Raw genomic sequence first — 21,303 nt, forward strand, 5'->3', positions numbered from 1 at the left:
GTGCATTTTTGCACAATAACTGGGCATACTAAAGGAATTACTGTGCGCGTACTCATGTCCTAAGCAGCCCGCTTCCAGAGCGAAGGAGCGAGAAGATGGCACGAGTGGTGAAAATGCACACCGTGGGGGATGCGGCTGTTCTGCGCGTCGATGACCAGCATGTCGGCGATCCTGGTCCCGGCGAGATCCGCCTCCGTCAAGCCGCGGCGGGGGTAAATTATGTCGATATCTATCACCGGACCGGTCTCTACCCCGTAGCCCACCTGCCCGCCGTCCTTGGTGTCGAAGGGGCCGGAGTGGTCGAAGCGCTGGGCGATGGCGTCACCCATCTTCGTCCGGGCGACCGGGTCGCTTGGGCGGGTCTGCCGATGGGCGGCTATGCCGAAACGCGCCTGCTGGCGGCAAACCGGGCGGTGCCGCTCCCGTCACATATCTCGGATACGGTCGCCGCGGCTTCCATGTTGCGCGGTATCACGGCGCACATGCTGCTGACGCGCGTCGCACGCATCTCGCCCGGAGATATCATCCTCATTCATGCCGCCGCGGGCGGCCTTGGTCTGATATTGAGCCAGTGGGCGCGCAAACTCGGAGCAAGCGTCATCGGGACCGTCGGCTCGCCCGAAAAGGCGGCGCTGGCGAAGAGCTTCGGCATCGACCATGCGGTGCTTTACAAAGAGGGCGATTTTGTCCGCGAGGTTCGGGATATCACCGGCGGCCGGGGCGTCGATGTCGCCTTCGACGGTATCGGGGGCGACGTCTTGCTGCGAACCCTCGATTGCGTCCGACCTTTTGGCCTGGTGGTCAGTGCGGGCCAAGCCTCGGGGTCGCTCCCGGCAATCGATATATCCGAACTGGGCCCGCGGCGGTCGCTCGCCTTGGCTCGGCCTAGCGTCCTTGCTTATATGGCCGACCTTGATTCCTATCGGAAAGCCGCGGCCGAATTGTTCGAAGAACTGGAAACCGGACTGCACGTGGAGATCGGAGCGCAATTTGACCTGGCCGACGTGGCCAAGGCGCATTCTGCCCTCGAGGCCGGACGAACCACCGGTTCCGTCTTGCTGACGTTCTGACCCTGAGCAGAAAGATTTGAGCAATGAAAGACTGGATTTCGTCCGCCATCGCCGAAAGAAAAGGAACCTGATGATGAAGTACCTCGTCCTTTCACGGCGAACGCCGGAATTTCGTGGAGAAGTGCTTGGGGAGCACTATGCCTATCTCGACCGCCTGCGCGATGCAGGGCGGCTCGAATGCGCCGGCCCCTTCACCGACCAATCCGGCGGCGCCTATATATTGATTGCCGCCAGCCTCGACGAGGCGAAGCAGTTTGCCTTCAAAGATCCGTTGCACACGCAAGGCTGTTCCCAGCTTGATGTCCTCGAATGGAACGCGGATTGAGTCATTGCAGCCGTCTTCCGATCGTGCCTGGAGGATGGTCTCTTTTCGGTGAAAGTCAGCAAGAGCGATCCGTTCGGCATGGGGGCCGCGGCCGCCAACCCGGATCTCCGCTCTTCCCATTTCGATTGCGCGACCGTCATCGTGAAAGCCAGGCTGCGCGCGCGGGATAAACTCCCGACCCGGGTTCTCCTAGGCCCCTTAGATACGCATCCGGACGCCGCCGTCTGCCCTTCTGCCAGCCACGCGACACTCGCATTCCAACCTTGGTCGAAAAGTCAGGGGCGCTCGTGACCTAAATCTTTCGGGTCCGGCCAACCCGGCTAGAGGTTGCATCACGACGTGATCGGCACGGGTCGGGAGGGGAACAAGCGATGGACCGGCGGCAATTCATGGCGGGCGCGGCTGCGATCGGGATGAGCGGCATATGGGCGTCGCGACTGGCTGCGGCGCCTTCGCGAATGGCCTGGCGGGAGGATCGCCGCCTCTATCCGCAGGGTGTGGCGTCGGGCGACCCGGACGATCATAGCGTCGTCTTGTGGACCCGGCGGCCGTTCGACGCGGGCGACCGTCATGAACTGACCGTCGAGGTGGCGCTGGATCCGGACTTCCGCCGCGTCGTCGCGGCGGCGCGCACGCCGGTGCTGGCGGCCGCCGACTGGACGTGCCGGGCGCTGGTCGGGGGACTCGCGCCGGCGACGGTCTATTGGTACCGTTTCGCCGATGACAGCGGCGCGGGCAGCCGGATCGGGCGGACGATCACGGCCCCCCGCGCCAGCGACGAGCGACCCGTTCGCTTTGCGTTCGTGTCCTGCAACAGCGTCAATGAAGGCGCACAGAATGCCTACGCCCGCATGATCTGGGAGGATGAGCGCGCGGCAGCCGACCGCAAGCTCGGCTTCGTGCTCCATCTGGGCGATTTCATCTACGAAGTGGTCGAATATCCCGAAGAAACGCCGCACCGCTATGCACGCACCGTCTACGACCTCGGCCACATTCCCGACGCGCGCAAGGTCGGCAATTTCTATGTGCCGACCAATCTCGCCGGCTACCGCCACGTCTATCGCGCGCATATCGACGATCCCGATATCCAGGATGCGCGGGCCTATCTTCCGTTCGTGTGCATGGGCGACAATCACGAATTCTCCTGGCAGGGCTGGCAGAGCTTCATCAAATATGGCGCCACGGTCGAGCCCGCGCAGCCGCTGCGCGTCGCGGCCAACCAGGCGTGGTGGGAATATATCCCCTCGCGCGTCCGCAAGGCATCGGGCACCGCGCTGGAGCAGTTCAGCCCGCCGGTCGTCGAAAAGGCGGCGATCGACACCTTCGACGACGATGGCTTCGGCACCGAAACCAACAACCGCATCGCGGTCGGCAGCATGACAGCCTACCGCGCGCTGCGGTACGGCAAGCATGTCGATCTGATCCTGACCGACCTGCACAGTTACAAGGCGGCGGACCCCACCGATCGGCCCGAGGCGGCGGCGCTCGACTCCGGCGACTATCCGGTGATCCCGCAAGAGTGGCTGGAAATCGTCGACGGCGGGCGGGATTATGCGGGCGGCAAGCCGCCTGCGATCATTGCGATCGGCGACAAGAGCATTCCCAATTATCGCAAGGACGAACCCGCCCATACTGTGCTCGGCCGGGAACAAAAGGCGTGGCTCAAGGCGCGGCTGACCCAGTCGACTGCGACCTGGAAGATCTGGGGCGCGACCAACGGCACGCTCGACATGCGCACCGATCCACAGAATCTTCCGGCGGGGCTGGTGAAAGACCGATGGCCGGGCAGGGATTATGGCACCTTTGGCGGCGGCGATATGAGCGGAGCCTTCGCCGAACGTGCCGAAATCTACGATCTCGTTCGCGACGAGAAGATCCCGGGCTTCGTTACCGTTTCCGGCGACCGCCACAGCTTCTGGGCGGGTTATGCAGCGCCTGCCCTGCCGCCTGCGGAATTCGCGCCGGTCGGGCTCAGCTTCATCACCGGTTCGATATCCGCTCCCGGTCTTGGCGAAGCTGCCGAGTTCTTCAAGGAATCGGCCTTGCGCCCGCTCTATGTTCGAAAGGTCGAAGGCGCTCCGCCCGAACACACGATCAACCTCACAATAAAGCGCGGGGTGCGCTCGGCGCTCGAATATGCCGCGAGCGGCGACATCGAAGCCGCCCGGGCGCTGACCAATCCCGACGTTGCGCCCCATCTCGAATTCGTCGACATGGCCGGTCACGGCTATGCTGTTGTCAGCGCAGGGCCCGACACCATCGAAACCGAGTTCGTTTGCATCGTCCGCCCGATCGCGCGGGCGACAACCCCCGATGGCGGTCCGCTTCGCTACCGCGTCTCGCACCACGCCCAAATGTGGCAGCCAAGGGCCCGGCCCAGGCTCGAACAGCGCATTGTCGAGGGGGACGCGAAGCTCTCGATCTGAAGCTCTCTTCGGATAATCGGCTGCAACGAGCCCGGACGAATTGCGCGCATCCACCAAAAGCGGTCATCGGAGGACACCGAGACCATTTGGATCGCAACAATGCTCATCTGAGCGCTGAATGCCTGTCGGCAGAAGGAGCTCGGCGCAGATCAAGTTTCCGGCGGCCGCTGAAATCCGCGCAGCTATTCTATGATGGACTTTTGCTGCAGCGATCGGATTTCATTTTCGCTGACAGCCCAGTCGATCAGGCTGTCGGGCAAATCGGGCCTCGAAACCACGGGGCCCGGTGACCGGAGGATGGACCGCGAAAATCGCGGCGCGGGTGCCGGTTGCAATGAGCGGCCCGAATGAACATGCGCTTCACGCGCGCGATTCGCGGGATGATCGGCTGCCTCGTCAAAGGTCAGCACTGGCGAGACGCAGGCATCGAGCCGATCGAAAATTGCGCACCATTCGCGCTGCGAACGCGAGCGGAATATCGGCTCGATCCGGCGCGCGCGGTCGGGCCAGATGTCGGGGTTGAGATAGTCGGGAAAATCCCCGGGGTCGAGACCAAGCCCCGCCAGAAACGCATCATGGAACTCGCGCTCGAGCGCGCCTACAGCCATGTGCCGGCCATCGGCGGCTTCATAGCAGCGATAGAAATAGGCGCTTCCGTCGAGAAGATTGCCGGTGCGCTCCCGCTTCCAAAGGCCCATCTGCATCCAGCCCGCCATCTGGGTCAGCAGGACCGAAATACCGTCGACCATCGCCACGTCGAGAATCTGGCCCTTGCCCGAGCGCTGCCGCTCGACCAGCGCAGCGAGCACCCCCATGGCGAGGAATGTGCCGCCGCCGCCAAAGTTACCGACCAGATTGAGCGGCGGCGTCGGCGGCGCGTCACTCGGCCCGATAGGATAGAGGGCGCCGGCGAGCGCGAGATAGTTGATGTCATGTCCTGCGCGCGACGCCAAAGGGCCGGCCTGCCCCCACCCGCTCATGCGCGCATAAATCAGACGCGGATTGGCTTCGCAGAGTATTTCGGGACCGAGTCCGAGCCGTTCCATCGCGCCCGGTCGATACCCTTCGATAAGAACGTCTGCCTTCATCGCCAGATCGCGAACGAGATTGTGTCCGTCGGGCGATTTCAGGTCGACCGCCACCGAGGGGCGGTTGCGATAAAGAAAGTCGAACTGCGGATCGCCGCCAAGCGGGCGCCCGGCGCCGAAGCGTTCAATGCGCAGGATGTCGGCGCCCAGATCGGCGAGCAGCATGGCGCCAAAAGGCGTCGGGCCAAGCCCGGAAAATTCCAGAATCCGAATACCGGAAGCCGGCGGCGCAGAGCCATTTTCTTTTTCTATCATAGGCTTGTCATCCGTCTCCCCTGGCGGGCTCGCCGCCCATATTCCCATCAGTTGAAAAATATACTAGCCAGTATACGCTTCTCCTGTCACTATCTGATTCACCAGACCGGCGCAGACCGGACGATCAGAGGAGAGCGAGATCATGTCTAAGATCACCCCGAGCGAATTGCGCTTCACCCGGACCGAGCGGGTTACCATGGGCGTCCCCACGGCTGAGGCGATTGCCGACCAGGCCGCCAAGATGGGGTGCAACAAGGTTTTTCTGCTGGCATCGGCGACGCTGCGCGAACAAACCGGCGAAATCGGCTTGATCGAGGCGGCGCTTGGCGACCGTCATGCCGCAACCTTCAGCGGGGTCGCTCCGCACGCGCCGCGCAGCGATGTCCTCAAGGCCGCCGATGCCGCACGCGCCGCGGGTGCCGACCTGATCGTCTCGGTCGGCGGGGGTTCGGTCACCGACAGTGCAAAGATTGTCGCCCTGCTGATCAAGCATGACGTGCGAAGCGTCGAGGCGTTCGAACCGCTGCGCACCTTTGTCACCGATGCAGGCGAGGTGATCAACCCGATCACGATCGGTCCCGATATTCCGGTCATCTGCGTGCCGACCACGCTTTCCGGCGGAGAGTTCAACGCGCTGTCGGGCGCCACCGACGAGGTCACCCAGCACAAGCAGGGCTATGAGCACCGCAACATGGCGCCCATCATGGTCGTTCTCGATCCCGCCATCACGCGCCACACGCCCGAATGGCTCTGGCTCTCGACCGGCGTCCGTTCGGTAGACCATGCGGTCGAGACCTTGTCCTCCTACCAGTCGAACGACTTTGCCGACGGTCTTGCCGAAAGCGCCCTGCGACTGCTTGTCGAGGGACTGCCGCGCGTGAAGGCGGATCCGGGCGATCTCGAAGGCCGCCTGAAATGCCAGATCGGCGCATGGCAGTCGATGATCAGCATCATCGGCGGCGTTCCAATGGGCGCAAGCCACGCAATTGGCCATATTCTGGGCGGCACCTGCGATGTCCCGCACGGATATACCTCCTGCGTGATGTCGCCTTATGTCCTGGCGTGGAACGCCGAGCATGATGCAAGCCGTCAGGGGCGCACGCTCGCGGTGCTCGGGGGCGAGCATGCGAGCGCTTCGGCAGCGCTCGATGCCTTCATCGCGGGGCTGGGAATGCCGCGGAGGCTGAGCGAGGTGGGAGTAGACGAAAGCCGCTTCCAGCAGGTCGCCGAATATACGCTTCTCGACATCTGGGGCCGCACCAATCCCCGGCCGGTCACCTCGGCCGCCGACATCCTCGAAATTCTTCGGCGCGCCGCCTGACGATGGCCGGAGCCGGGACGATAGCCAAGGAAGACAGGGGGATGACTATGCCGGACGCCGCGCGAGCGAGAGACTTTCAGGATCCGCGCATTCCCAATCGCGACGAATGCGTGCTGCGCTACCTGCTCGACCGCTGGGCGGCCGAGCGGCCCGACAAGGCGCATATCGTCTTTCCGGACGGGTCCGAATGGAGCTTTGCTGACATCCACGCCCGCGTTCGCGCCAAGGCCGCCGGCCTGCGCGCGCTCGGCGTCAAGCAGGGCGATCATGTGGCGGTGTGGCTGCCAAATGGACCCGACGCGCTTTTGGCCTTTTATGCGATCAACTACCTCGGCGCCGTCTTCGTGCCTTTCAACACCGCTTATCGGGGCGGCTTGCTCGAGCATGTGCTTGCCAACGCGTCGGCGCGGCTTCTGCTGGTTCACCCCGATCTTGTTCCGCGCCTCGCCGAAGTCGATCTTGGCGGTCTCGAACGCCTTGTCGTCACGACAGCCGGCACCGCGGCGCAAGCGCCTCTTCCGGTGGTGCGTTACGACGATGTGGGGGGCGACCCCTCGGACGGGTTGCCGCTCGAACGACCGATCGAACCCTGGGACATCCAGTCGATCATCTACACGTCGGGCACGACGGGTCCCTCGAAGGGCGTACTGTCGTCCTATCTTCACATGTTCTCGAATGCCGGACCCGAAAGCTGGCCGATGGTGGGCGAGGACGACCGCTATATGTGTGTCGCGCCGATCTTTCACATCGGCGGGATGGGGCCGCCGTTCGTCATGCTCGCGCGCGGCGCTTCGGTCGCGCTGATCGACAATTTTTCGACCGACGAATTCTGGGCAGTCGCAAAGCGAACCGGCGCCACCGTCGTCTTTCTGCTCGGCGTCATGGCCACATTCCTGCTCAAGGCGCCTCCGGCCGCGCAGGACCGCGACCACGGGGTCAAGAAGGCCTTCATGGTGCCGTTGACCGGCGATGCGCCCGCCTTCACCCAGAGGTTCGGCATCGATATCTACACGATCTTCAACATGACCGAGATTTCCTCGCCGATCGTGTCGGAAGCCAATCCGGTGAAGGTCGGCACCTGCGGGCGGGTGCGCCCGGGGGTCGAGGTCCGCCTCGTCGACGGCGATGATTGCGAGGTCGCCATCGGGGAAATCGGCGAGATGCTCGTCCGCACCGACCGGCCCTGGGCGATGAACAGCGGCTATAATGCGAACCCCGAGGCGACCGCGGCGGCGTGGCGCAACGGCTGGTTTCACACCGGCGACGCCTTTCGCCGTGACGAGGATGGCTATTATTATTTTGTCGACCGGGTCAAAGACGCGATCCGGCGCCGAGGCGAGAATATCTCGTCCTTCGAAGTCGAGGCCGAAGTCTGCCGCCACCCCGACGTTCGCGAGGCGGCTGCTATCGCCGTGCCGAGCGAATATTCCGAGGATGAGGTGATGGTCATTGTCGCACCGGTGCCCGGCCGGTCGATTGACTGCCGCGCGCTCGCGCAATTCCTGATCGAAGCCATGCCCTATTTCATGGTCCCGCGCTATTTTCGCGTGTTGGACGAACTGCCCAAGACGCCGTCGGCAAAGGTGTTGAAGACCGATCTGCGGCGCGAGGGGGTCACGCACGACACTTGGGATCGCGAGGCGGCTGGCCTGCGGGTTCGCCGCGAATCCTTCTCGCCATGATCCTTCCGGCCTCCGCATCGCGAGCGGAGCACCGCCCTCACTTCACCGGCCTCGCGACCGACCCACGCGCCCTTTTTCCGCCTCTTTCAGGATATTTGTCAGATGACCCAACCGATAACCGACCGCCCGATCGCTGCGGACCGGATCGACTGGCCGCTTTTGGAATCGGGGGTGGAGCAGGCGAACATCCCTGCCCTGCTGATGCTGCTTCACCAGATGACCGGCGAGGAAAAGTGGCTCGAAGATCCCTATCGGCCGGCGCGCGCACCGGGCCTCGATGACAACGACAGCGGCCAGCTGCCCGAGGACATCCAGCGCGAGGTGCGCCAAGCCGCACGGCTGGCAATCAAGGCCTGGCTGACGGGCACGCCGCTCGCCCTGCCGCGGCCCGACAATGCGCATCTCGCTAGGATGCTGAGCGTGGCAATGACCGAGGATGTCCCCGAGGAATATGGCGATATCGTCGCCGCCGGGATGCTGTACGCGCGGATGCCGCGTGCGATACCGCCCCTGCTCAAGACCAAGTCGGCGATCGTGATCGGAGGCGGAATCTCTGGCATTTGCGCCGGGATCGAGCTTCAGCGACTGGGCATCGATTATGTGCTGTTCGAGAAGAACGAGGATTTCGGCGGCACCTGGTTCGAGAATCGCTACCCGGGATGCGGGGTCGATACGCCTTCGCTGACCTATACATTCTCATGTCGGCCGAACGACTGGTCAAAATATTTCCCGCTGCGCGACGAGATCGAGAATTATCTTCTCGAAACCGCGCGCGAATATGGGCTGGCGGCGCACGCACAGTTCAATTCGAAGGTCGAGTCGGCGCGGTGGATCGACGACGCGCAGCAGTGGGAGGTCGTGGTCTCGAAGCCCGATGGCAGCACGGCCGCGCATCGCGCGGACTACCTCTTCAGCGCGGTGGGCATTCTCAACATCCCCCAATATCCGAGCATCGAAGGTCTCGACGGCTTTGAGGGCGAAGTGATCCACACCAGCCGCTGGCCGCAAGGCGCCGATCTTTCGGGCAAGCGGGTAGCGGTGATCGGCAATGGCGCATCGGGCATGCAGGTTGCTCCGGCGATTGCCGACGAGGTGCGTTCGCTCACCCTTTTTGCGCGGTCGAAACAATGGGCGGCGCCGTTTCCGCAGTTCCGCAAATCGGTTCCCGACGGCGTGCGCTATCTGATGCAGGCCGTGCCGCTCTATCGGGCCTGGCTCGAACAGCGCCTGTCGTGGACGTTCAATGACCGCGTCCATGGCACGCTTCGACGCGATCCCGACTGGCCGCACCCCGAACGCGCGGTCAATGCGATCAACGATGGTCACCGCCGCCACTTCACCCGCTACGTCGAAGAGCAGCTGGCCGAACGGCCCGACCTGATAGCGGATGTGCTTCCCGACTATCCGCCCTTCGCGAAGCGGATGCTGCTCGACAACGGCTGGTATCGCACGCTCCTCAAACCCAATGTCCGGCTGATCCCCGAACATCTGGCGCGGGTGGAAGGCAATCGATTGATCTCGTCATCGGGGATCGAGGTCGAAGCCGACGTCATCATTCTTGCGACCGGATTCCAGACCACCCGCGTTCTCGGCTCCTATGAGGTGATCGGACGGAACGGCGCGTTGCTGCGCGACATCTGGGGCGAAGATGACGCCGCTGCCTATCTCGGGACACTGGTGCCGGGCTTTCCCAATCTGTTCATTCTGCTCGGTCCCAATGTCGGTTCGGGCCATGGCGGCAGCATGATCCGCAACATCGAAAACCAGATGCATTTTGCGGGCGAAGTCGTTCTTGCAAGCGCCGCCCGCGGGGCCGACACGGTCGAGGTGAAGGATGAGGTTTACCAGGACTATCGGCGGCAGATCGACGAAGCGCATGAGAAGCTTGTGTGGACGCATCCTGGGACCGAGAATTGGTACCGAAACGCGAAGGGCCGCGTGATTGCAATCACGCCGTGGCGTAACGATGCCTTCTGGCGCATGACACGCTCGCCCAATGCGGACGACCTGGCTTTCGGGCGGCAGGACAGCGAGGGACTCAATGCCCGCGCCGAAGCCGGTTAGGCGGCGACGAGGCCGAAACCGATGAAAGTCTTTCAAGGCCGCCGCCTCGGCGCGATCGAGGATTTCACGATCGAGGAGCGGGCCAGCGTCCCGCCGGGTCCCGGTCAAATGCGCGTCCATGTCGAAGCGACCGCGCTCGGTTTCGTCGATGCACTCGTGATGCGCGGCCTTTACCAGGTGCAGCCGCCTTTGCCCTTCATTCCGGGAGGCGAGATTGTCGGGCGCATCGAGGCGGTGGGGGATGGTGTCGAGGGCTTTACGGAAGGCCAGCGCATCGCGAGCTGGCAATTCGGCGGCGGGCTCGCCGAACAGGCGATCGTCAGCGCCGAAAGCAGCGTGGCAGTGCCCGATGCCCTTGATGCTGCAGGCGCTTCGGCGTTGATCCTCGACTTCCTGACGGCCTATTACGGGCTGTTCGATCGCGGCCATTATGAAGCAGGCCAGTCGCTGCTCGTTACCGGAGCATCGGGCGGGGTGGGATCGGCGGCGGTCCAGCTCGCCTATGCCAGCGGCGGCCGCGTCGCCGCCCTGGCCTCGGGAGACGCCAAGATACGCCATGTGGCGGGCCTCGGCGCCGAGTTGGTGCTCGACTATCGCAATCCCGAATGGCGCGCCGACCTCAAGACCCGCTATTCTGGCGGGATCGACCGCGTGTTCGATCCGGTCGGCGGCGCGCTGTTCGAGCCCTGTTTCCGCTCGCTCGCCAAACATGGTCGGCACCTGGTCGTCGGCTTCGCGTCGGGTGACGAAATCCCGCGGCTTCCTGCCAATCTGCCTTTGCTCAAGTCGGGGGAGTTGGCGGGCGTGGATGCGCGTTATCTTGGCGAAAGCGATCCGGCGCGGGTGCGGACGATTCTTGCCATCATCTTCCGCCTTGCCGAGCGCGGCCGGATCCGGCCTGTCATCGATCAGAGCTTCGCGCTGTCCTACGCCCCTGCGGCGCTACGCGCTCTCGCCTCGGATACACGGATCGGAAAGATCATCGTCACGCCCTGACGCGTCACCACTGCGCGCGAAGCGCGCTCATGCCGCGGAACAGAAATCCCTCGCGCCATGCCGGTGCGTCGACATCGACGGTCAGCCCCGGCAAGCGCGTCGCCAGCCTTTCGAAGGCGATCCGGCCTTCGAGCCGGGCCAATTCGGCGCCGACGCAAAAATGAATGCCGCCGCCAAAGCTGAGGTGCCGAGCCGCATTGCCGCGACCGATATCGAAGCGGTCGGGATCGTCGAACAGCCGCGGATCACGGTTTCCGGCACCAATGAGGGTGAGAACCTTCTCGCCCTGCGCGATCGGTTGTCCGCGGACTTCGGTTGCTCGCAGCGCGGTGCGATAGGTTGCAATGAGCGAGCTTTCGTAGCGCAGCGCTTCATCGACCACGCCTGCAGCAAGGGTTTCCGGTTCGCCGACAAGACGCCGCCACTGATCGGGAAAGCGGCTGAAGCAGAGCAGGCCGTTGCCGATCATGTGGGCGGTCGTCTCAAAGCCAGCCCCGAATAAGCCGATGGCGACGGTGACCAGTTCATCGTGCGAAAGCGCATCCTCGGCGCCTCCGGCCTGGACCAGCGCGGTGGCGAGATCGTCCCGGGGCGCCGCCTTTCGTTCGTCGAACAGCGTCTCGAAAAATTGCTGCAACACGGCGATCTGGCTATTCGCGGTTGCCAGTTCCGCGTCGGTCAGCGCGCGCGCTTCAAAGACGATGAAGCTTTGCGCAATGGCATCGATTACCGTTTTGAGACGGGCATCTTCGGGATCGATGCCGAGCATGTCGCACATGACGCGGACCGGAAGTTCATAAGCGAAGCGCGCGATCAGATCGCCTTCACGGTCGGCGGCGAAATCGTTGATCAAGCGATCGGTGATCTCACGAATACGCGGCTCCATGGCGCGAACGCGCCGTGCGGTCAGGGCCCCCGTCACCAGTCCGCGCACGCGAGTATGATGCGGCGGGTCTTGCATCAGAAACACCTCGGACAGCCATTTATAGCCTCGCTGTCCCATCACATCGAAATCCGGGCCATAGAAAAGGCGAATATTCTCGACAAAATCGCCCTGCCCGAACGCCTCGCGGTTCATCAGGACCGAGCGTATATCGTCGTAGCGGCTGACCACCCAATAGCCATGCGCGGACCGGTGGATCGGATCCTGCTCGCGAAGCCGGGCAAAGGTTTCGTAAGGATCGGCCTTGAGCGACGCATCGCCGGGCGAAAAGGGCGGCAGGGGAAGCTCGGTCATCGCAGTGCCTCGATCAATGCTATGCAAAACGCGGCCGGTATGTCCCGTCATCGGCGCGCTCCACGAACAACGAATGAGGGGCCCCGAAATGCGCGGGGACGATGCGCGCTCCCCTGGCGCTCGCGCGCTCGAGCAGATGCCGCCGGCTCGCAGCCGCCTGCGCCCTGTCCTCGCAATAGACACTGTTCCAATCGGGGCGCAGCACCTGCATCGGGTGATGCAATATGTCGCCGGTGAAGAGTGCAACCTGACCCTGATCCTCGACTTCGAGGACCATGTGACCGGGCGTGTGCCCCGGAAAGGTCCAGGCGCGCATCCCGGGGGCGATCTCGGCGCCATCGTCGATCAGTTCAGCGAGGCCTGCATTGATGATCGGCAGGACGCTGTCCTCGAAGACATTGGCGTTGACTCCGGCACCGGCGAGGGTCGCATAAAGTGGCTTTTCGGGATTCCAGGCCGCTTCGTCCGCACGCGGGAAATGGTAGCGTGCGTTCGGGAAGGTCGGCAGCCAGCTGTCCTCGCGCCATTCGGTGTTCCACCCGACATGGTCGATGTGAAGATGCGTGCAGAAGACCGTGTCGATATCGCCTGCTGCGAACCCTGCCGCCTCCAGCTCCGCGAGAAATGGCGTCGCGAGATTGCCGAAGATCGGAATGCCGGGACGATCCTTGGCGTTGCCCGCACCGGTATCGACGACGATCCGCTCGGTTCCGGTATCGATGAGCCAGCTTTGCAGATAGCCATAGATCATCCCGTTACGAAAGAAGGCGGGCTCGAAACCCGCCGCCTGGGCGGCGAAGGCAGCGTCCTCATATTCCGCGAAGAGTGCCTCGGGCGGACTGAAGCCGCCCTGCCACTCCTCGAGACGGAAGACACGGTAGCGGCCGATACTGAACGCTGCCTCCATGCCGCAATACTCCAATCAGAAATCGACCCCGAGTGTCACGCCGTAGGTCCGCGGCGGCCGCAGCGACCCCACCGACACAAAGCTGTACAGCGGCGCGGAGATGATCGTGTTGGCTAGCGCATATTTGTCGGTCAGATTCTTGCCCCACAGCGCGAGCGACCAGCGTTCGTCGGGAGACCGGTAGGTAATGCTCGCATTGACCAGCGCGAACGCCTGCTGCCGCGCGTCGCGGTTGTTGAATTCGGTGAAGAAGACCTCGTCCTGCAGATTGACGTCGGCGGAGAGGTCGAGGAAGCCGGCGCTACCGAGCCGGAAACGCTGGTCGGCAAAGGCCGCGACCGTAAATTTGGGCGCGTTGGACAAGCGGTTGCCCGACAGATCGACGAGGGCCGGGTCGGTCGGACAAGCCGGATACTGCGGCCTGCCGGGACTGCCCGCCCCATAATAGCCGTTGCAGAATTCCTTGTATTTCGCGTTGAGATAGGTGCCGTAGACCCGGATCGTGGTGTTCTCTCCGGGACGGAAGTTGGCTTCGAGCTCGACCCCGTAGTTGCGCGCCGACGCCGCGTTGATCGTCTCGACGATGCTGTTGGCGTTGACGAAACCGACCTGCAGATTGCTGTAATCATAATAGAAGACGGCACCGGCGAACCCGAATTTGCGGTCGGCGGTTTCCCCGCGGAAGCCCGCCTCGTAGCTCCAGACATATTCGGGGTCGATGACCGAGTTGATGCTGCCGATGTTGACGACCCCCGATTTGAAGCCGCGCGTGACCTTACCGTAAAACAGCGTGCCGCCCGGGGTGCGATATTCGATCGCGAACTTGGGCGTGATCGCATCCCAGCTGCCGCTCTTGTCGGTCGGGATATCGAGGCCCTGCGCCTCGAAGGTGAAACGCCCCACCCCGCTGCGCTTTTCCCAATTATAGCGTGCGCCGGCCGTCAGCGTCAGGTCGGGCAGCAGCTCGTATGACGCTTCGAGATAGGCGCCCGCCGCCTTGGTCTTGACGGTGCCGCGCTGGAGATAATTGCCATTGTCGAACTGGTCGGCGGGGAAACTGGTGCCTAGAACGATGTTGAAATAGGATGCCAGGTTGACGGTCGGCACGCGCACCTCGCCGAACAGACGTTCGTCGAAATAGGTCGCACCGCCCAAAAGCGACAAGCTGCCGGTCTTGTAGGTGAAATTGACCTCCTGGCTGAACGACTTGCTATCCTCGGTATAGTTGTTCTGACCGAAGGCATTGATATCGCTGACGTCGAGATCGTCGCGATTGAAGCGCTTGAACTTGCGGTAGGCGGTGGTGGAAACCACCGAGAAATCGCCCGAATCCCACGTCAAAATGCCCTGAACGCTCGATCCGTCACGCTTGTTGACCGCGTCTTCGTCGGAGTAGATGTTGCGCAGGTTGGGCTTTTCGCCGCGCGCCGCATAATAGTCGAAGATCGTTTTGCCGCCGAGGAGCGACGACGCCAGCCCCGCTTCGGGAACCACGGTCGGACCGAAATAGTGGAAGGCATAATTATTGTCGTCCTCCTTGAAGTGATCGGCGACGATCAGCAGGTCAAGGTTCGAGGAGAATTTCGCGAGCAGCGATCCGCGAATGGCATAGGCATCGCGGTCATCGACAGGGTTTCCGGTGAACAAGTTGGTGCCGTAGCCGTCGCGCTTTTCATATTTGCCCGCGACGCGAAACATCAAATTTTCGCCGGTGATCGGTCCCCCCAGCGCGCCTTCGAGCGTCCGCGCGTCATAATTGCCGTAAGTGGCACGGGCATAGCCGCCGAATTGGGAGGTCGGCCGCGCGGTGACGATATTGATGACGCCGCCGGTCGCGCCGCGGCCATATGTCGTGCCCTGCGGTCCGCGCAGCACTTCGATCTGCTGGACGTCGTAAAAGCCGCTGAGCTGCGCCGCCGGGCGGCTGATCATCGCGCCATTCTGCAGGAAGGCCACGGCGCTGTCGGCGCCAAGGTCGATGCTGGTGAGGCCGATGCCGCGAATGAAAGTGCGGTTGACGCCGAATTGATCGCCGACCGAGACATTGGGCACCGCCGAGGCGAGATCGCCAGCGTCTTCGATACCGCCCGCGCCGACGTCGCCGGCACCGAGAACCGAAATCGAGCCCCCTGTATCTTCCAGCGCCTTGCCGGACTTGGTTGCCGTTACGATGATGGCACCATCCTCGCCGGCCTCGGTGCCGCTATCGCGCGCAGTTTCCTGGGCGAACACTGGCGCTGCGACGGCAATCGAAGCCGTGGCAGCCGCCGACAGCAGTAGCTTGACCTTGAAATTCATATTGCCTCTCCCTGATATACCGGGCTTATAATTATCTACCCGCCAGTATTTGATTATCTGTTTGGGCCAATCGGGTATCGAAACCCGCTCCGTTTTCCGCCTGTGTCAGATTCCTTTTGCTATTCCGCGCCTGCCAGCCGCAGCGCGGCCTCGACGAGATATTCGATCACCTCGTCGGCGGTGCGTTTGCCGGTCGGCGAGTACCATGTCGGGATCCAGCTGATGAGGCCGCCGATCCAGACCGCGATGAACGGATCGATGTCGGCGCGGAATTCGCCGCTTGCGACGCCTTCGCGGATCATCGTGCCGATCTGGTGATCGAAGCTGTGCCGCAACCGCAGGATGCGCTTGTAATCATCGGCGGAGAGATGCTTCATCTCACGCTGATAGACGACGACATATTCCTGCCGGTCGATGACAATCCGCCCGACCTTGCGCACCACTTCGGCAAGCCTTGCACGGTGGCTCTCATGCCGATGCGCCAGCACATCCTCAAGCACCGCGAGGGCCTCGCTGATGCCGACCTCGCAGATCGCCGCAAGGATCGCTTCCTTGTTCCTGAAATAGGAATAGAGAAAGGGCTTCGTGACGCTGAGCTGGCTGGCGACATTGTCGAGGGTGCAGCTGCTGTAGCCGCGCTCGTAAAAAAGATGGCTCGCAGCCTCGACGATGCGGTTGACCTTGAAGGCAACGAACTCGGATTTGAGCGAGGCACCGGGGGCGCGCGGATTTATCATGGAATCACTGGACACGGCCACCGTCATAGCATCGACCCAAGGCAGTCGGATAGTGACACCAAAATCTCCCTCCGCGGTGCCATTCTGTCGATGGCGAGCCGTTGGAATAACTATGCCGCAAAAATTATCTACCTGCTAGTAGTTTTTACAGGATGCTGGTATTTTTGCGGAACTGCGACGAAAACGCCACCGGGGTCACCATGGCGGCAGTCGCGAACAGCGCTGCCGCCGCGACCAGCCGGGCTGCGAATGATGCGGTCAGCCGATTAAGCGCGCACCTGTTGTCTTGAACTTTTGCCGATCTGGCGGCGGTGCGCCTGGCCCGATGGGTCAAGCGCACCGCCCGCTGACGACTGTGGGTCGCAGATCGCCGTCAGCGATTGCGAATAGAGCCCAAGCCTGCGTGCGGTTCATCCTCCAGATGGAGGATGGGACGGAGTTTTTTCGATCAGTTCGGAGCGGTTGCACCGAGCCGGGCCAGCAGCCCGGCAAGGTCGGACTGTCGTGACGTGCCCGTTTTCTCGAGCACACTGCGAATTTGGCTGCGCACCGTAGTGATGGCGACACCGCCCGACGCCGCGATTGTTTCAGGCGTTTCGCCTCGGGCGATACCACTGGCAACGCGCGCTTCCGACGGCGTCAGGTCAAAAAGCGACTTCATCAGCGTTGCCGAAGGCACGCGATCCGAAGCGACCGGCACCATCATCAGCAAGGCATAGGAATCCCCAAAAACATCGTGCGCGCCGCGCGGAACCGGGATCAGATGCGCAACCTGCCGGGGCGTTCCCGCCGCGTCGCGCACCGGAAACGATCGCGCGCTGATGGCGGGTGCCGAGGTCAGCGATGCCAAGGCGTCGTCGAGGAGCGCGTCTGCCTGCCTGTCTGCCAGTCGCAGGCGGCCGTGGGCACCCAATATCACAAGCGATGACACATCGGTGCCAAGGGGGCTCATCTCGACAACTTCACCGCCGACGCGCAGGAGAAAAGCCGGCAGTTGCATCGCGGTCAGCGCCTCGGCAGCGCCCTGCGCGCGCTTGTGCTGCATGCGCGCGCTCACGAGCGCGCTGCGCGCCAGATGCGGGCGCAGCAGGTTGAGCCGTGCCACGCTTTCGGCCGCGACGGGGCCTTCAGAAAAGGCCCGCTCGACGCTGAACACGATATTGTCACCGGTCGACACCTGGACCCCGGTTCCCGCCGACCATCCCAGCCCGCGCGGACGGAAGAAATCGCGATACACCGGATCGGCATCGATTTCCTCGTCGCTCCAGAAATCATGCTCGACGAAAAAGGAGGGCTCCTCGCGGCCCATCAGGCAAACGCGCCGACTGCATTTGCCGAACCATCCTTCCTCCACATAGGCCGCAAAGACGTCGGCTACGCGCTCGGAAGCGGTCCAGTTCAGCGCCTTGCGCGCCGAGAAGAGAAGCCCACCCGCCGATCCCGCGAGCGCTGCGACCTCGTCGAGAACCGCCGGCCATGCCTCCGGGACCACCGAGCATTCGTAAATCCGATCGACAAGTCCGTCTTGCATTCTTGATCCCCGCGGGCAGATGGGGGCATTGTCGTCACCTTGGTTCAAATGGCAAGAGTAAGAAACGCAGCCCGTAAAGGGCATCTTCCCAACCCGGTTGGGGCTTTCGACCAGGGCCTGCTCCCCCATTCAACGACTGGCGGCAATGCGCCCGAAACCAGGCGTAGCGCCGGATAAATGACGGCCTGAGAGTTGCCATCGGCGCGTTGGGTGAAATTACTGGGTTGGCCAATCTCAAGCGTGAATATGAGATCGTCGAAATCGTCGTCGAATTCTCCATCGTTGCAAAGATCGCGCCGGCTTTCGGCGTCTCCCTCCACCATCATCGCGCCCCCGCCACGCCAGGACTGCATGACGCCGTCGCCCATGTCCCAGACATTTTTCACTGACAACAGGCCGTCGCTCGAATTGACACGGAATTCGGAGGTGACCGGGGCGGTATCCTGCCACAACACGATAGATTTATCGAACCTATCGCCATTCACCACGAAATGACCCTTGGTCGTGAGGTTGATTCCCTGCTTCCACTTGGGCGAAATGTGTTCAAATCGAATTCTGACGTCAGCGGCGTCCCCTATGCTGACCTTGTCCACCATCTGCACGGTCCGCCCGTTATATTCGATCGGCTTTCCACGTGATTCCATAAACATATCTTGAAATATGATCATCTCATTGCCTCACACGCCGAAAGGGGGTCTTTAGTCGGACGTTCATCAGGCCAAACGTGCTGGACGTCAAATCGCCCACCACCTCGCTGTGGCCGGAGCAATTGAGATTGCCAAAGCGTGAGCGCTGAATTCCTTGCCCTTCGAGAGGGTGGCCTTCCAAGCTATTGACGATGATATTCAAATTGGTCGATCAATCGCCACGGGTCTGTCTCAGCTTTTCCAGCTCGGCTTCAACCCCATCGACAATCTGGGCGCGTAGCTTGTCGGACTGCGATTTTCGGGAATAGAGCCAATATGCCACTGCCCCAACGCCGACGATCCCGCCAAAGCTGCTGAAACTGGAGCCGCCGGTCAGCACCACGAAAGCTGCGGCGAACAGCATCGGTGCAAAAACGACGCTCAGGCAGCCGACGGCAGGGTTGGTACGCTGAACGAAGGATTCGGCGGTAGTCGTGCAGACAGCGCTTCGACCTGTGTCATGCACGAGCATGCCAGTAGAATAGCCGACGCTTTCATTTTTCGCGCCGACATAGACGACCGAAACGCGATGCCCCGGCCGCACCGCGACACCGAGGTTATCAAAGGTCGTGTCGAACTCTTTGCCGTTATCCTGGCGGACGAAGATGTGCAGGTGCTTCGTCGTCGTTGATGAGATGGATACCGGGGTATTGTTCTGGCCGCCGCCGCCATGAACATGGGTCGTCGCAGAATTTTGGGCGTCGAGCACCACGCCCGTTTTGGAGAAATATTTCACTTCATCAATTGATGTGAACTTTCCTTTTTTGGCCATGCTAAATCCCCCAGTCGTCTTCGCCCGCGCCCGCTGCGCTGGCAACCATCCTCCGATATCATTTTGGCAGTCCGCCAAAGCATCAAAGGATTGTCAAGAATTTATAAAGATTGCGATTTCGAAACCTTATCGGCTGAAATTGGGTGCGCTTGTTCGCCGATTGATCGAATGAGGTGAGGATGGTGGGACGGACGCGAAAGACAGCGTGACCTATTCTTCTTAGGCAACCGCCCTCTCGAACAAGCTTTATGGATTGTCGGCCCGCGATCTTGCGCTTTCGACTCCATATTTCATCGCCGCTCACCACACATATTTGCTCGCGGGCGCATAACGTTTACCTGTTATTTGAGATATTTATATCATGCGGAGCGCCTCCCTTCGACGTGGCGCAGGACTAGTTGGGGCATTTCGAGGACGCGCATAGCGGCCCCGTCGAGCACGAGCGCCTGAGACCCAGGCACGTATGCAACATTGCGGATCCAATCGAGCTAGGAGCCGCTACCACCATGCTTGGCGTCAACGCCTTCCCGCCATCGTCCAAGGCGGGACGTTCCATTTTGGAACCGTGATAGCGCTCTATCGCCCGTCGAATGGGGATCGGCCAATATTTACAAAGACATTGTGGCTGTGCATTCTAGTCGGAAATCTAAGGGAGACGCGCGATGGTATCGTTCCACAAAGCTTGCTTTTGCCTTCTGTCCGTATCGGCTGCGGCCCTGTCTGCAACGCAGAGCGAGGCTAATGGCGGGATCGCTACTCGGCCGGCGAGCAGCGCGGTGATGAGCTCCTTTGCGGCCGCTGCGCCGGCGGTCGCCTCTCGAACGGCTTTGCCGATTGAAAAAGGCATTTATTATGCCGACTATTCAGGCAGTTGCGCCGAGGCGACCGAAGTATTTTTCTACGATGGCACCTCCTACGGCTATATTATTCAGTCGCTTCCCGGCAACAGGATGAACAGTCCGCGCGATGCGGCTCTTGATGCGCATAATATCAGCCGAACCGGAGCGTCTACGCGTGGCAGCAAGGACTATGAGCCGGATCTCGTTGGCTTTACCCGTATCTGGTCAACCGACGATTTCATTTCGGAGGCAGGATTTCCCATGGATGCGCGCGGCATCAAGGCGGGCGCTGCGGGAGGCTTCATTTTCCGCGAAGGTAGCATGAGCGCCCGCCGAATGGAGTATAGCGATACAGCTTACGGGAAGTGCGCTGTCTCCCAATTATCACCTGCAATGCAGGCCACGGTTCGAAAATATCGGCCCGCTCTTGCTAATGGCGCGCCGCCTTCAGGTAATGCCACCACGAACGCTCAGCCTAAGCCAACGGCCGGCGCGACCTCCTCGACCATTCCCCTGCAGGCCGGTTACTATGCCTATGTCGAAGGCACATTTTCGACCTGCTCCAAGCCTGTCACGACGCCCATGTATTTCGACGGTTCGCGCTTTTGGGAAGAGAGCGATGTCAGCGACCCGAAACATGAATATTCAAGCCAAGCCGTGACGTGGCAAATGGCGGGTCCCGGTCGCTTCCGCATCGCGTATCGTACGCGCGATGAAGACGGACGCTGGGAACCGAGCTTGGCTGTCAACGAATATGTCCTGAATGGCCCGCAATCCTTCACATTTGTTGGCGCGGTCGGGGGACCCTTAAATTCAAACGAGAAATATCAGCTGTGTTCCGCGACGCAGTTGCCCGCCAAGGCGCGCTGGTACAAGGCCGCGCAATAGTGGCGCCGATGGCCGAGTTCGAAAGGGTTTAAAAGATAATGCTGTGGGCGCAGTCGATTTTTTTCCGATCCTGTGAGCCGTGCGATGCACTGACGCAGGAGATCGGATTGCATCTATGACGGGTGAAGCGGTCGCTGTCCCCCGCGTCAGAGTGTCTATCCCGGGCGCCCCTTCGAGCCAA

At 62.0% G+C, this 21,303-nt stretch carries 17 protein-coding genes; 8 read left to right on the top strand and 9 right to left on the bottom strand.

The window, feature by feature from the left end; all coding sequences use genetic code 11:
* Positions 1–59: 59 nt before the first annotated feature.
* Positions 60–329 carry a hypothetical protein gene (locus tag EBMC1_RS18820; RefSeq protein WP_231292913.1) on the bottom strand — a complete coding sequence of 90 codons (270 nt, stop codon included), beginning with the start codon at positions 327–329 and terminating at the stop codon, positions 60–62.
* On the opposite strand from EBMC1_RS18820, the gene EBMC1_RS11940 reads away from it, so the two are divergent.
* From EBMC1_RS11940 to EBMC1_RS11950, 3 genes are all read left to right on the top strand, one after another.
* Complete coding sequence (locus tag EBMC1_RS11940; RefSeq protein WP_442852385.1) at positions 228–1,070, top strand: quinone oxidoreductase family protein; 843 nt, start codon at positions 228–230, stop codon at positions 1,068–1,070. The genes EBMC1_RS18820 and EBMC1_RS11940 overlap by 102 nt on opposite strands.
* A gap of 70 nt (positions 1,071–1,140) precedes the next feature.
* Positions 1,141–1,395: a YciI family protein gene (locus EBMC1_RS11945; protein ID WP_003046874.1), complete on the top strand. Its 255-nt coding sequence runs from the start codon at positions 1,141–1,143 to the stop codon at positions 1,393–1,395.
* A 371-nt stretch (positions 1,396–1,766) separates the two neighbouring features.
* A complete protein-coding gene (locus tag EBMC1_RS11950; RefSeq protein WP_003046876.1) occupies positions 1,767–3,821 on the top strand; it encodes an alkaline phosphatase D family protein in 2,055 nt (684 codons plus the stop codon).
* A 182-nt stretch (positions 3,822–4,003) separates the two neighbouring features.
* On the opposite strand, the gene EBMC1_RS11955 is transcribed toward EBMC1_RS11950, so the two are convergent.
* Complete coding sequence (locus tag EBMC1_RS11955; RefSeq protein ID WP_442852384.1) at positions 4,004–5,212, bottom strand: CaiB/BaiF CoA transferase family protein; 1,209 nt, start codon at positions 5,210–5,212, stop codon at positions 4,004–4,006.
* Positions 5,213–5,306: 94 nt separating this feature from the next.
* Between EBMC1_RS11955 and EBMC1_RS11960 the strand changes: the two genes are divergently transcribed.
* From EBMC1_RS11960 to EBMC1_RS11975, 4 genes are all read left to right on the top strand, one after another.
* A complete protein-coding gene (locus EBMC1_RS11960; RefSeq protein ID WP_040590218.1) occupies positions 5,307–6,485 on the top strand; it encodes an iron-containing alcohol dehydrogenase in 1,179 nt (392 codons plus the stop codon).
* A gap of 41 nt (positions 6,486–6,526) precedes the next feature.
* Entirely contained in the window at positions 6,527–8,167 is a 1,641-nt protein-coding gene (locus EBMC1_RS11965) for an AMP-binding protein (RefSeq protein ID WP_003046885.1), read from the top strand.
* Between the two features lie 102 nt (positions 8,168–8,269).
* The gene (locus EBMC1_RS11970; protein ID WP_003046890.1) at positions 8,270–10,231 is read left to right on the top strand and encodes a flavin-containing monooxygenase; all 1,962 of its coding nucleotides are present in this window, start codon (positions 8,270–8,272) and stop codon (positions 10,229–10,231) included.
* Positions 10,232–10,252: 21 nt separating this feature from the next.
* Positions 10,253–11,227, top strand: coding sequence for an NADPH:quinone oxidoreductase family protein (locus EBMC1_RS11975; protein ID WP_003046891.1), 975 nt, complete (start codon positions 10,253–10,255; stop codon positions 11,225–11,227).
* A gap of 4 nt (positions 11,228–11,231) precedes the next feature.
* On the opposite strand, the gene EBMC1_RS11980 is transcribed toward EBMC1_RS11975, so the two are convergent.
* The 7 genes from EBMC1_RS11980 to EBMC1_RS17900 form a co-directional block, all read right to left on the bottom strand.
* The gene (locus EBMC1_RS11980; protein ID WP_003046894.1) at positions 11,232–12,464 is read right to left on the bottom strand and encodes a cytochrome P450; all 1,233 of its coding nucleotides are present in this window, start codon (positions 12,462–12,464) and stop codon (positions 11,232–11,234) included.
* Between the two features lie 19 nt (positions 12,465–12,483).
* Entirely contained in the window at positions 12,484–13,371 is an 888-nt protein-coding gene (locus EBMC1_RS11985; protein WP_003046897.1) for an MBL fold metallo-hydrolase, read from the bottom strand.
* Between the two features lie 15 nt (positions 13,372–13,386).
* Positions 13,387–15,669: a TonB-dependent receptor gene (locus EBMC1_RS11990; RefSeq protein WP_003046899.1), complete on the bottom strand. Its 2,283-nt coding sequence runs from the start codon at positions 15,667–15,669 to the stop codon at positions 13,387–13,389.
* A 119-nt stretch (positions 15,670–15,788) separates the two neighbouring features.
* Positions 15,789–16,421, bottom strand: a complete 633-nt coding sequence (locus tag EBMC1_RS11995) for a TetR/AcrR family transcriptional regulator (protein ID WP_231292916.1) — start codon at positions 16,419–16,421, stop codon at positions 15,789–15,791.
* Positions 16,422–16,854: 433 nt separating this feature from the next.
* Positions 16,855–17,937 (bottom strand): helix-turn-helix transcriptional regulator, encoded by a 1,083-nt coding sequence (locus EBMC1_RS12000; RefSeq protein ID WP_003046905.1) that lies wholly within the window; start codon positions 17,935–17,937, stop codon positions 16,855–16,857.
* A gap of 44 nt (positions 17,938–17,981) precedes the next feature.
* Positions 17,982–18,605 carry a hypothetical protein gene (locus EBMC1_RS17895; RefSeq protein WP_003046908.1) on the bottom strand — a complete coding sequence of 208 codons (624 nt, stop codon included), beginning with the start codon at positions 18,603–18,605 and terminating at the stop codon, positions 17,982–17,984.
* A 190-nt stretch (positions 18,606–18,795) separates the two neighbouring features.
* Positions 18,796–19,395, bottom strand: coding sequence for a hypothetical protein (locus EBMC1_RS17900; RefSeq protein WP_051066417.1), 600 nt, complete (start codon positions 19,393–19,395; stop codon positions 18,796–18,798).
* A gap of 779 nt (positions 19,396–20,174) precedes the next feature.
* Between EBMC1_RS17900 and EBMC1_RS18415 the strand changes: the two genes are divergently transcribed.
* Positions 20,175–21,122: a hypothetical protein gene (locus EBMC1_RS18415; RefSeq protein ID WP_156001188.1), complete on the top strand. Its 948-nt coding sequence runs from the start codon at positions 20,175–20,177 to the stop codon at positions 21,120–21,122.
* The last annotated feature ends 181 nt before the right edge of the window (positions 21,123–21,303 follow it).

Origin of the sequence: Sphingopyxis sp. MC1 (genome assembly GCF_000371385.1) — a bacterium.
GTDB classification, from domain to species: domain Bacteria; phylum Pseudomonadota; class Alphaproteobacteria; order Sphingomonadales; family Sphingomonadaceae; genus Sphingopyxis; species Sphingopyxis terrae.

Excerpts from the sequence above, each read along its gene's own strand:
- EBMC1_RS18820 (WP_231292913.1), bottom strand. The coding sequence starts at position 329 with ATGGGTGACGCCATCGCCCAGCGCTTCGACCACTCCGGCCCCTTCGAC.
- EBMC1_RS11945 (WP_003046874.1), top strand. The coding sequence starts at position 1,141 with ATGATGAAGTACCTCGTCCTTTCACGGCGAACGCCGGAATTTCGTGGA.
- EBMC1_RS11950 (WP_003046876.1), top strand. The coding sequence starts at position 1,767 with ATGGACCGGCGGCAATTCATGGCGGGCGCGGCTGCGATCGGGATGAGC.
- EBMC1_RS11955 (WP_442852384.1), bottom strand. The coding sequence starts at position 5,212 with ATGGGAATATGGGCGGCGAGCCCGCCAGGGGAGACGGATGACAAGCCT.
- EBMC1_RS11960 (WP_040590218.1), top strand. The coding sequence starts at position 5,307 with ATGTCTAAGATCACCCCGAGCGAATTGCGCTTCACCCGGACCGAGCGG.
- EBMC1_RS11965 (WP_003046885.1), top strand. The coding sequence starts at position 6,527 with ATGACTATGCCGGACGCCGCGCGAGCGAGAGACTTTCAGGATCCGCGC.
- EBMC1_RS11970 (WP_003046890.1), top strand. The coding sequence starts at position 8,270 with ATGACCCAACCGATAACCGACCGCCCGATCGCTGCGGACCGGATCGAC.
- EBMC1_RS11975 (WP_003046891.1), top strand. The coding sequence starts at position 10,253 with ATGAAAGTCTTTCAAGGCCGCCGCCTCGGCGCGATCGAGGATTTCACG.
- EBMC1_RS11980 (WP_003046894.1), bottom strand. The coding sequence starts at position 12,464 with ATGACCGAGCTTCCCCTGCCGCCCTTTTCGCCCGGCGATGCGTCGCTC.
- EBMC1_RS11985 (WP_003046897.1), bottom strand. The coding sequence starts at position 13,371 with ATGGAGGCAGCGTTCAGTATCGGCCGCTACCGTGTCTTCCGTCTCGAG.
- EBMC1_RS11990 (WP_003046899.1), bottom strand. The coding sequence starts at position 15,669 with ATGAATTTCAAGGTCAAGCTACTGCTGTCGGCGGCTGCCACGGCTTCG.
- EBMC1_RS12000 (WP_003046905.1), bottom strand. The coding sequence starts at position 17,937 with ATGCAAGACGGACTTGTCGATCGGATTTACGAATGCTCGGTGGTCCCG.
- EBMC1_RS17895 (WP_003046908.1), bottom strand. The coding sequence starts at position 18,605 with ATGATCATATTTCAAGATATGTTTATGGAATCACGTGGAAAGCCGATC.
- EBMC1_RS17900 (WP_051066417.1), bottom strand. The coding sequence starts at position 19,395 with ATGGCCAAAAAAGGAAAGTTCACATCAATTGATGAAGTGAAATATTTC.
- EBMC1_RS18415 (WP_156001188.1), top strand. The coding sequence starts at position 20,175 with ATGAGCTCCTTTGCGGCCGCTGCGCCGGCGGTCGCCTCTCGAACGGCT.